At 32.1% G+C, this 12,141-nt stretch carries 6 protein-coding genes; 1 reads left to right on the top strand and 5 read right to left on the bottom strand.

The genetic code is table 11. From position 1 onward, the window contains the following. Window positions 1-16: 16 nt before the first annotated feature. The gene (locus NKR20_RS03080; RefSeq protein ID WP_253423481.1) at window positions 17-619 is read right to left on the bottom strand and encodes an Ig-like domain-containing domain; all 603 of its coding nucleotides are present in this window, start codon (window positions 617-619) and stop codon (window positions 17-19) included. Window positions 620-634: 15 nt separating this feature from the next. Continuing rightward, window positions 635-3,985 carry a hypothetical protein gene (locus NKR20_RS03075; RefSeq protein ID WP_253423478.1) on the bottom strand — a complete coding sequence of 1,117 codons (3,351 nt, stop codon included), beginning with the start codon at window positions 3,983-3,985 and terminating at the stop codon, window positions 635-637. 286 nt (window positions 3,986-4,271) lie between these two features. Here NKR20_RS03075 and NKR20_RS03070 point away from each other — a divergent pair, with 286 nt between their 5' ends. Next, window positions 4,272-5,264: a hypothetical protein gene (locus NKR20_RS03070; protein ID WP_253423475.1), complete on the top strand. Its 993-nt coding sequence runs from the start codon at window positions 4,272-4,274 to the stop codon at window positions 5,262-5,264. Window positions 5,265-5,328: 64 nt separating this feature from the next. Here the strand turns inward: NKR20_RS03070 and NKR20_RS03065 are convergent, their stop codons facing one another. The 3 genes from NKR20_RS03065 to NKR20_RS03055 form a co-directional block, all read right to left on the bottom strand. Beyond that, a complete protein-coding gene (locus NKR20_RS03065; protein WP_253423472.1) occupies window positions 5,329-8,127 on the bottom strand; it encodes an Ig-like domain-containing protein in 2,799 nt (932 codons plus the stop codon). A gap of 195 nt (window positions 8,128-8,322) precedes the next feature. Then, window positions 8,323-10,008: a DUF5050 domain-containing protein gene (locus NKR20_RS03060; RefSeq protein WP_253423468.1), complete on the bottom strand. Its 1,686-nt coding sequence runs from the start codon at window positions 10,006-10,008 to the stop codon at window positions 8,323-8,325. A gap of 306 nt (window positions 10,009-10,314) precedes the next feature. Then, window positions 10,315-11,859, bottom strand: coding sequence for a WD40 repeat domain-containing protein (locus NKR20_RS03055; RefSeq protein WP_253423465.1), 1,545 nt, complete (start codon window positions 11,857-11,859; stop codon window positions 10,315-10,317). Window positions 11,860-12,141: the final 282 nt, after the last annotated feature.

Genomic DNA, 12,141 nt, shown 5'->3' with positions numbered 1-12,141 from the left:
GAGTTAGGCTTTACCATTATTGACCGATTGTATAAGTCAATTGATCAATGCGTTTATTATTCTCATCATAGGCGTTAATTGTAACTTTAGATCCTACTTTTTCACCGATCAGTACATGTTGGAATTTATTGTTACCTAGATATTTCAAGGATTCCGTACCAATTTTCAATTCAAATACATCACTATTTGTAGCGATGGTTAAAACCGTGATACTTTGGCTAGTAATCTCATGTACAGATTGTATGATTGCCTTAGAATCTACTACTTTAAAAGGCATCGTCACTGACTCTTTTAAAGTTATTCCATTAGCATTTTTCACATTGGTACTAATAACTAGTTGATAAAGTTTCCCCATTTGATATGGTGAATTTGGTTTTACCTCAATGGAACTTCCACCGTTTGTCACAGTTGGAGTCGTTGGATGTTTAGTTTGTCCATCTAATACGTAAACATTGTTAGACGAAACAGTAGAAGCATCTAGTTTTCCACTAAAATTGACTTTCCAGTGTTTGTAAACATCCTCTGTTGTTTGAAAGTTCCAAGTTTTCGCAAGTGATGTTTCAAATGGGAGGAGGAGAAACAACACTGCACTAAACAATACAATTAATGCTTTTTTCATGTTTTCTTATCCTCCTTAATTTAATAATTCCATTTGAAGATCACCAGGCAAGTAATATTTAAAAATATCTTTTAATAACTTCTCATCAGTTAGTAAGCTAGATAAAGAATAACTACCATGAATTGGTTTCTTAGGTACATCACTATACGTTTTCTTACCTTTACCTAATTTCCCTGACAATTCTTCTTTAATATTATCTTCTTGTAAAGTTACTTTTATATCACTTTTTGGATTAACATTTGAAAAAACAAATGTAAAACTATCCTTACTATCTGAAGTATCTTGGGCTTCCTGTGTTGAAGTGACAGTTTGACCTTCTTTTGTTTGGTGACTTATAGATACGGAAACTTTTTCATTTTTACTATTTGTTTTAACAATTACTGTTGATATTAAATCATTAGTACCAGGAACATTTATAGAGGTAACCTGAACAGATTCAATCTTCTTCTCAGGAACGATTACTCGAATCTTTTCTAAGCCACCCTTTTCTTCAATATATTTTGGTAAGTCTGTCAGAGCGGTAAGGAATGTGTCATCCGACTTTTGACCTTCTGGTCTTTTAATGATAATTTTTTCTTTAATATCAATATCATATTTGTAGTCAGCTAATACAGCTTTAGGAATTTTGATAGATACTTCTTGGTTTTTGATAAGTTCATAGTTAGCAATAGCTGGGATTTGTATTTCTAACTCAGTTCCATTACTACCTTCTATTAATGTAAATTTCCCATTATTTTTAAACGAATCCAACACCTTTTTCCATTCATTATCTTGATCATCTACAGAGAAACCTTTTAGTAATGTATTTTGTTTAGACTTATTATCTGTAATAGATGGATCCCATGTAGCATTGGTTAATTTAATTTTAAATTTTGCAGCCCCACTTTTAATAGCAGATACAAATATTGTTACATTTGATGTAGAATCATTTATTTTTGCCCCTGCAACTGCTCCTACTGATAATACTGCAGTTTTTCCATCCTTTGTTTGAACACTCAAATCGTAACCATCTGGTGCCTTTTCAATAAATTCAGCTGGTATTTTAAATTCTAAGGAACCGCTCACTTGTTCAGTAATTGGTGGCAACTTAATAGTTAATTTATTTCCTGATACAACAATAGTTTTATTATCATTAGATTTTTTAATTGATTCAATTACTACTTCGCTTAATCTCTTATCTTCTGTATTTAATGGACTAATTAGAAGATCTAATTTATTAGCAATTGCGGTAGTAGTAATATCATTTTTAAAAGTAGCTTTATCTAAAGTGAATACAATGGTTTTTCCACCTTTTTCTAACTCTTTAGCATCTAAACTTCCATTAGTTGTACCTGAAAATTCAGCTTTAACATCTTCAATTTCAAATGAAGTAGTTAATTTAGTAGTAGAAAACGATAAAGAATTTTCTGGAATAATCACATTAAATTTAGTTTTTTCTTTTAAATTTAATTTTGTTAAAATTTTCACTTCAAGCTCAGAGTCACTTTTTTTAGTTAATGTAAAATCAGTATTTGAAAGTACTTTTTCGTTTTGATCTTGAATAGTTATTTCAGTATTTTTCCATTTATCATTTGATAAAGTAATAGTAAAAGTATAGCCTTCTTTAGCAACATCAAATTCATTTTTCCCCTTAGGAGCATTGATAGTTGCTGTGACATTTCCTAGTTCATTAACATATAGAGCTATTTTTTTATCAACTAAATTTTCAATTTGGATTGCATTATCCGTTAATCCATTTGTAGTGAGATAATTTAGCTCTGAATTAACTAATTTAAAGTCATTTAACCCAGGTAAAACAATTGTTAACTTTTGATCATTATTACGTTGAACTGTTGCCTTAGTTAAGATTTGTTTTTTAATTTCATCAACTGCACCACCTAAAGCATCCCAATTAAACCATGAAAGTAACTCTTGACGCTTGGTCGTATTAGATGCAACATCTGTTTTCCATGTTGTATTTACAAGTGTTAATTCTATAGTTTTTCCACCTTTAATTAAATCTTGGTGAGAAACATTCGGTATTGCCGAACCACCACTTACTAAAACTTTAGGCTCCGCATTTATTATAAATTGCTGTGCAGGTAAATCAGCTGCATCCTCTAAAAGTAGGGGAGGTACTTTAAATTCAATAATTTGATTTTCAGTTAGTTCATAATCCTCTGTTGTCGGGATGATCAATGTAAGTTTTCTTTTATCATTAGGACTAATACTTTCTATATTAACATCCTCATTTTTTATCTGTTTCTTTAATTTATTCCATTGCTCTTGTTGATTTAAGGGATTAAATGCCCCTAATAATAGCTCTTTTTCATAAATTGATAGCTTTCCACCATTTATATCATTCCATTTAATTCCTTCTGGGAGAGTGATGTCTATTTCAACATCTCCCTCATTGATAATTTTTTCTTCAAGAATACTTGGTGTAAATTCAAGATTCATCTCTCCACTTGCTGGCGGTGAAATTATGAATGATTTTGTACCTATTAATTTTTCACCCAATTCTACTTCATAGAATCCAGGCTGATTTAGAACAAGTGGCTCAGGCACAGTAAACTCTATTTCCTCGGACTTTACTGTTTGTGTTATAGTAGGTAATTTAATTACTAATGTACGTGGATTACTGCCATTATTATCTCTATCTTTAAACGAAAGGAAATTATTTGGGTCACTATTTTTTAGTGTATCGATTACTGGCCAGGTTTTTGTGGTACCACTTATTTTAAAAGCTTCTAAATATGTTTTTAAATCTATGCCATCACTTGAATCACTAATCCATTTATCAAATTTATTCTCATTCCAATGAGCATTTATTAAAGATAATTCAATTGTTTTTCCACTCAATTCATTTGCAGAGGCATTTACAATTGTTCCACCAATATTTAATTCTGGTTGTGCATAAATAGTAAATTCTTTAGGATTCACTTCACCAGGCCACTCATTAATAAGAGCAGAGGTCAAGTTAATTTTAATCTTTTGGTTTTTAGAAATATTAAAGTTTGTGGATTTAGGTAACCTTATTGTAAGAATTCTATTATCACCAGTCACCTCGTCACTAACAGTTGCTGTAATAGATTTTTTATACATCTCCCAGTTGTTTGTTTCAACATCCGAAACCATGATAGATCTTATTAAATTTTGTTTATCGCTAACATCGACCCATTTCTTACCGCTAGGTAACTTCAATGTAATTATTTGATCACTACTTTTTATTCCTTCTTCAGTGATATAATCTTCGGTTGTTCCTGGATTTATATCTATTTCAACATCAAACGTATCAGCACTCACCCCACCAAAAGGCACTGCCGAAAACACCAACATAAATGCTAGAAACGCATATAGCCATTTCATTGGTTTATTCCTTTTCATTTTTTTCCTCCTCTATTTGTTCTATTGATATGTAAAATTGATTGTGAATTTAATCCCTTAAATTCCTAACTAACAATCACTCCTTTTTACCTAAGTACTTACAACGTTTTTAATAAAATAATTCTACATATAGCCATTATATCGGTACCTTTTAGTTGAAATAAAGGGTTGTTTACTATTTTGATAGAGATTAGTAATTTTGTACCTAATTTCCTACTAACTAGGAATTAAGATTACTTGGAATTCATATGTAATTATTGGATAAATAATAATTTAGGAGGTTCGAATGAAAAGAAATCTAAAAATTTTAATGTCTCTCCTTATGCTCTTTTCCCTACTTGCAATACCTACTTTCGCATCAGCTGCCCAAGAATCCGGTACTCTTGAAGACTTAAATGTAAAGTTTGTCCCCCATGATTTAAATGAATCGTACATCGTAGGGACAAAAGCACCGAATGTGGAGGTTGTGTATTTAAATCGTAAATCGAATAAGCAATCTAGTTTAAAATTATCGAAAATGTCCAAGTATACGAAAGTGAAAGATATTAAACTTGTCGATCAAAGTATTATATTTTCGACATACGAATTTGCGGGTTACAGTGAGCAAGATTATCGAATTATGAAATACGACATTGCGAAGGGTACTTTGAGTGAGCTTATATATAACAAAAGTCAAATTACGTTACAAGGAGTGTCTTCAACTGGGCTCATTTATACTGTTGATAACGTAATTAAAGGCAACGAACTATGGTATTATGACAACAAATCGAAAAAGAAGACGAAACTTGAAGCTTCAGTTGGATCCGCGCATATGTCAGGTGATATCATCTCATACACAGTGCCAAGTACGAGTTTGATGGAATTAAATGAAGCGGTTTATTATGTGAGCACGAAAAATTTAAAAAATAAAGTACGATTACCATTTGATGGAGAATTCGTGAAAACAAATGCAAAATACATTGCTTATTGGTACAATAACTCAAATTTATCCACAGATCGTTCTGTTTACATCTACAATATCGCAACAAAAGGAACCTTTGATTACTCAATTGTTGCAGAAGGCGATTCAGTTAACCAAGATATTGTATTTATGGGGAATTCGGTGATTGCTTGGAATACAGACAACTCGCATACAAAAATTAAAAATACGCAAATTTACGATTTAAAAACGGATGTGGTATTAGAAACTGATGAAAGTTTAATGCCAGTTGCCGCATCGAAGACAGAGATTTTATTCTATGATTCGGTTGCGAAGGGGTATTTACTTTATAAGCATTAAAGTCCTCTACAAGCAAAAAAATATCAAATTTCTCTAGGAGAAATTTGATATTTTTTGTTCTAATCTATGGTAAATCCCAAATAATTACACGTCCATCATATGAGCCTGTAGCTAGTTGTTTTCCATCTGGACTGAATTTTATTGTAGTAACGCCACCATAATGGCCATATAAAGTAGTAATTAATTGCCCAGATACTTTGTCCCATAATTTAACAACACCATCTTCTGCTGAAGTTGCAATTACTCTTTGACCTGGGTGTATATCCATATCTAAAATAATATCACTATGATCGGTTTGGATTGTTTTTTGTAATTCACCATTTAAACTCCAAATCTTCACCGTATTGTCCTCTGAAGATGCAGTAATGATTTGTTGGCCATCTTTAGTAAATTTTACACTTCTAATTGCCGAATCCCAACCATCAGAACCACCCTTCCAGTAGTCAGCTCCAATATACGGAAGTGAGCGAATGATGCTTAAATTTGTGGCATTTCTTAAATAAGTTGTATCATTGCCACCACCATAAGCAAACATGCTTCCATCAGGGCTAAAGGCTACACTCCAACTAGAACTTTCATATTTAATATCAGAATCTCGTAACAATGAACGAATTAAATTTCCACTATTAACATCCCAAACGTTTAACGAATCATACCAATCCGCAGATACTAAGGTACTTCCATCGGGGCTAAATGCGACATCAATTATCATTTTTTCCATATCCGAACCAGTTTCTATATATGTCTCCATTTTTTCCCCTGTTTGGATATCCCAAAGATAAATTATTTCGCCTCCACCAGAAGCTAAATATTTCCCATCAGGAGAAATTGCTAAAGCACCTATATGATCGTTATGAGCATTAGTGATAATGTAATCTAATTCATATTCATCATTGGATTTTCTCCATATTTCAATATTTTGTGGATCACCATCCGAACTAAATGCCATAGTTTGTCCATCTGAGCTAAATGCAATCTTTCTTACATAATGGGAGCTGCCATCTATAATCTGACTCTCTTTGATTGCATTTTCATCATCATCTTCTTCATCTTCAAGTATAAAAACGTTTACCTTAATAGTTTTTTTAATTTCATTTTTCCCATTATTATACGTAACGATAATTTCAGCTGAATCTTCATCTGTTGCATTTTTACTAATTGTAACGACCCCTTCTTCATCTACTGTTGCAACATTTTGATCAGATGAAGTAAATGAAATATCCTTTAATGTGTAATCAGATCCACCAGCTTTAAATACTTTTTCGACATAAATTGTTTCACTTTTACCTGGTTGCAATGCGAGCTCTGACGGGTATACCTCTAATTCTTCTACAACCTCACAAATATTTCCGTTATCAAGCAACTTTTCTATTCCAAGTAATGTCACTTTTGTTTTGAACACTTTTACGTTGATTCCAGCATCAAAATAGAGAGAATTTGATCCTTTATAACAAACTGTACCTTTATATAAATAGGATGCTAATTTTGTTTTGAGACCAGCATCCATCTCTAAACCTGCTAAATCAATTTGAGTTAATGACAAATAAAGTCCCGCACCGATACCAAGTTTTCCATTAAAGTTTATTTCTCCAGTAAATGTAGACTTATTTGTTAGTGGTTCTTCTTCAGGATAGTCAACGTCATTAATTTTTTGTATTTTCCCATCATCAAAGCTTGCACCTAAACGAAAATCCATTTTTTTGTTGTATTCTAGTCGTACTTCTCCATTTAGATCTATAACTAAAAATAATTCGATAGATGCACCAACAACCGGGAATGCAGGAACAGGGACATATAAATCTGTTATTTTTACTCGTTTTGCTAATTTATTTTCTTTGTTAGATTTCTTAGCATTGATTGCCCCTTTAATATCAATTGTGCCTTCAAATTCAACAACGCCAGTTTCTACCCCTTTCCACCACCAGCTGTCATTAACATCTACAAAAAGGTCGGCATTTTTCAGAGTAATCGCACCATCTACATAGTAATTATCCCCAATTTTCAACTTTCCTAAAGTAAGGATAATATCATCATTTAAGTCTTGAGAAGCAATGACCCCATTATTTAAGATTTTTGTATTGCTAGACTCATTTAAAAATTTGTAATCAGTTGAAGCTATTGTTGCCCCTTTTAAACTCAAATCACCTTTAACATGCTCCATAGTAATTGGAATTCGTTGTGAAATATCGATATGTTCAACGATTTCTTCAAGAGTAGGCTCTTCTGTTTTGATTACAAATTGATTCGCACCTTTTTCGATGGAAATGATTTTTTTCGATAACCCAAATGGATATTCATCTGAAGGGGGCAAAATGAGAATATCCCCTTTTTCTAAGGATGTATTCGCAGATTCTAGTACCAATGTATTCACATCAATCACCTGAAACAATTGACTTTGCTTTTCACTAATGAGTTCTACATTATCTTGATAGTTAACTTCATTTTTACTATCTTTTCGAGGTACAAGTTTTTCAGATTCTACAATTATTTGCTTTTCATTTACTGTAAAATCCATTTTTATTGGTTCTTTTAATACTTGTTGATTTTGAGACTTCACATTTTCTATATATAACGTGTATGTCTCATAGGGATAATAGTCATAAAATGGAGCTTCAATGAGCAAATCCTTACCTTCATTTGATAGAGAAAATGATACTGGTATTTTCCCATTATAGGAATCTACTACATAAATATTTTCATCTGTTAACGAATCCACATCCACTGGTTGGCTGAATTTGACTGTCCAAGTTTTATTTTTCGGAACTTCCTCTTTTTTCCCCCAATACTTCCAATTTGTCTCCCCCTTATCGCTATTGGCAAAAGCCACTTGCTCTAGTTGGAAAAATTGGAAAACAAAAAACAATAAAGATATGTATACTATCAAACACCTTTTTTTCCTCAAATTATTATCCTCCCATACTATTACTTTTGGAATAAGTATATAGTATTATCAATAGGAATAAAACGGTAACCATAGAAATAAATATAGTGATATTAAAAGTCTTAATAAAACAAAAAGATGATTCCTGAGAATTGGAATCATCTTTACTAGATTAAACTATTCTATTTCATACGTATATTTCTTACCTTGTTTATTCGTGTATGTGAGGGTTGAAGCATTTCTCTGAAGATTAGAGATGATAAAGTCATTTAATTTTGTGAGTTGTGTTCCGTCAGTCTTCATTTTATAAAGGTAACCACCCTTAGAATAGTTACTAAAGTAAATCCATCCATCGTACACAACTAACTCATTTGCACGTTCATTCGAGATCTTTTGTTTACCTTTCCCATCTAAACTAATTTTATAAATATTGATATCATCTGCTATGCTACTATAATAATATTGTCCCTCATATAATTCAAAAGCCCACATATCAGCCATAAATAAGTATCTGGAATCTGTTGCATCTGGGAATTCTGAATCATCCCAACTATGATCAACGCTTAATACACTATCAGGAACTAAAAAATATTCATAGCGAACTTGTCCCTCTTTATTTGGCACAGGATCATCCCAAGTTGCATCTAAGCTATACCAAGTACCATCAATTTGCACTTTATTCCAAGCATGCAAGTCCCCACCTGCTTCACCTGTAACATAAAGCACTGGAATTCCTACTTTATTCAATAAATATACCATTGATTTTGCATAGCCATCACAAACAGCAATGCCTTTTAATAGTAGTCCGTCAATATGATAAGATGATGTTGGAACTGTACCGTTTAAATAATTATTATAATCATATGCTGCATTTAATACAACATAATCATGGATAGCCTTAACTTTTTCAAAGTCACTCATTCCTGCTGTAATATTTTGAGAAATTATTTTGTTCGAAACTTGTTCTAGCTGGCTGTTCATTGATAAAATTTCTGATTCAGAATATCGATATTTTAATTCAAATCGTCCATTACTCCAGAACAAACTCCCCTTATGTTGGAAATAATAAATTTCTGGATGATCATCTAAAACTTTTTCTAAAATATCAAATACTAATGCACTATCAGTTGTAAATTGGCTAACATCAACTTCTGGTTGAATATTCACTAGGGCATTATAAATTGTATCATATAATGTATTTTGTGTTGGAACAGCTTTAACAGAAATCGTAAATATACTCTTTACGTTCTTCCCTGCTTTATCAGTTGCAGTTATCGTTACAGATTCTACTACCTCTTTAGTTGCTTCATAAACCCAAGAATTCCCTGTAATTTGCCCTTTAGTAGCTGTATAGGTTAGTGTATCGCCCTTATCTGTATCTACAAAATAATCACCTAAGTTAATAGTTAGATTTTCTCCAACCGTTGTCGACTGATTCGGAATCTCTTTTACCAATTTTGGAGCATTATTCGTTTCCAGCACAGTAAAATTAAATTTTGTATCTTTTAAAGTTTCACCTGAAGACGACTTAATATTTTTTAAATATAAGGTATACGTTTCCCCAGCTATGTAAGAGTGCTTTGGTGTGACAACAATTTGATTTCCATTCACAACAGGAGTATTAACCTCTAAAATTAAACCTTTCGAATCTACTACATATAATGTTGATAAATTTACACTACTTTTATCTACATCTTTTGAGAATGTAATTGTCCATGGTTTGTTTAAATCTGTTGTTGACTTACTAGATATTTCAACCCATTGCTGTTCCGCAGCTTGAGTTGTATCTATTGCTACCGAAAACCCTATAGAAAATACAAGAATAAAACTGAACAATAGTTTTACAATAATTTTCAAAAACATTCACCATCTTCCATATAATATTTTACGATTATTATAGCAGGAAGATTTATACTATATCTATAACTTTAAAATTTGATATGTAAATGGAAAAAAATCTAAATCTATGACGAGATATGTTGTTTGGCGGATAATACTCCTACTTTGGCGGGATTTTCTCTAGTTTTGGCGGAATAAACAAACTTTTTGGCGGGATTCTCTCCAAATTTGGCGGAATTAACTCACTTTTAGGCGGAATCCCACCAATCCAGTACCACCAACCAAATTCAATAAAAAATCCCGCATCATAGAATGCAGGATCCCTTAAACTTATTTAATTTGAAAATCCATTTTCGTATACTGTTTGATAGTCTGGTTTGATTTTGATTTTACTTCCTTCACCCATATTGTATAAGTTTCACCAGATTTATAGTATTGTTTAGGTGTAATTTGTACTTCATTGCTAGATTTCAAAGAATAATTTACTTCTACAAATTCCTTGTTTGTATCTGTTACGTAGACATTTGTTTTGTTTACAGAAGAAATATCAACTGGTGCGTTAAATTTTACTACCCATATTTTATTTGGTGCTTGATTTATTTTTTTCTCAAGCTCTTTAAAATTATTGACATATACCTTTAACGATGTTTTAAATGTACCGTTGTCAACCGTAATAGTAGATGTACCCTCTTTTATGGCAATTAATTTACCGTATCTTATATTTAAAACGGCTGTATTACTTGAAGTTACATCATAATTACTGATTTCCTCTTTTCTACCATCATGGTAAATGGCATATACAGATAAGTTCAATGGCTCCCCAACTCGAATTGTATCGGAATCTGGGATAGCGACAATCCCTTTATATTGATAGGTAGGTAATGTTGTCGAATCAAAAATCGTTTTCCCTGCAAAAACTCTTTCATGATTATGGCTGAAGGCAACTGCTTCTGGATGTGCCCCAGCAAAAACAGAGGCAATTAACGCTCTTGTCTGAACGTCAAAAATGTTCAATGTTTTCCCTTCACTCGTAACTGCCGCTAAATATTTCCCATCATTACTAAATGAAAAGCCTAACCATTCAGAAGTTGTAGGTTGAATAGAAAATTCATTTGATGCTAGGTTAACTTTTGCATAATCTTTTGATACATCTAACACATAAGGTTGCGTTTGGTCAGGTTTCGAGCTTATCCCAAAAAGATATTGATAATCTGGTGTATATTCTAGCTGCTCTACACTAAACCCATTCATTAAATCCGTAACTTCTTTTATGTATGCGCCTGTATCAGATTGTCGAATATTTACACTACCATTTGCTAAACCAACAGCTATTTGAAGTTTTTTCGGATTATAAGCAATCGTTTTTGGCTCTGAATTAAACGAGTATTCCTCTATAGCAGTACCTTTCGTAATATCCCATAATGTAATCGAATTGCCGTCTACATTTGCGGAATATAATACTGAGCCAGTTATATTAAAAATAATATCATTGATTGGTTTTCCTTGTCCTTCTGTCTTACTCAACGTTTTTATTAACTTACCTGATGTTGTATCCCATAATTTAATTTTTCCATATGTATCTGCAGTAGCAATAATTGAATTATCCGGACTAAATTTGACATGTACTGGTCCAGAACAATTACATACGGACCAAGTGTTAATGTTCCGCCCACTATCTGCATTCCACACTGAAACTTTACCATCTGTACTTCCTGTGATAATAAAAAGGTTGTCTTTACTATAATCAACAGAAGAGACTGTACTATTATAGTTAATCGTAGCCACTTGTTGTAACGATGAAACTTCTTCCGCGCTTACTATATTAAATTGGAGAAATAGCGCCAGAACAAGCAGCAAACTAAGAATTTTCTTCAAAATCTAACACCTCCGTAAATTTACTATACAGGATAATTATAGCAATTGATTGTATTAAATAGTTTATTAAAATTAAAGAAGTGACGAAAATTTGATAACTTTCGCCACAAGGTATGGAAGCGTTTTCATTATGTATCATAATGTTCTCTTTATTTATGTTTCTTTTGAATGTTTAAACATTCCACCACTAATTGATAGGCATTTCTTTTCCTATCCATGACCGCATTTTTGGATAGTGGTATTTTAAAATTCAAACCGTTATGGAATTCGATACACTTTGCT

Origin of the sequence: Ureibacillus endophyticus (assembly GCF_024159215.1) — a bacterium.
Classification (GTDB): Bacteria; Bacillota; Bacilli; order Bacillales_A; family Planococcaceae; genus Ureibacillus; species Ureibacillus endophyticus.
The sequence above is the reverse complement of the archived record's forward strand: the minus strand, read 5'-3'. Positions and strand labels throughout refer to the sequence as shown.

What these genes read in the sequence shown, in the direction of transcription:
- NKR20_RS03080 (WP_253423481.1), bottom strand. Translation starts at nt 619, where the DNA reads ATGAAAAAAGCATTAATTGTATTGTTTAGTGCAGTGTTGTTTCTCCTC.
- NKR20_RS03075 (WP_253423478.1), bottom strand. Translation starts at nt 3,985, where the DNA reads ATGAAAAGGAATAAACCAATGAAATGGCTATATGCGTTTCTAGCATTT.
- NKR20_RS03070 (WP_253423475.1), top strand. Translation starts at nt 4,272, where the DNA reads ATGAAAAGAAATCTAAAAATTTTAATGTCTCTCCTTATGCTCTTTTCC.
- NKR20_RS03060 (WP_253423468.1), bottom strand. Translation starts at nt 10,008, where the DNA reads ATGTTTTTGAAAATTATTGTAAAACTATTGTTCAGTTTTATTCTTGTA.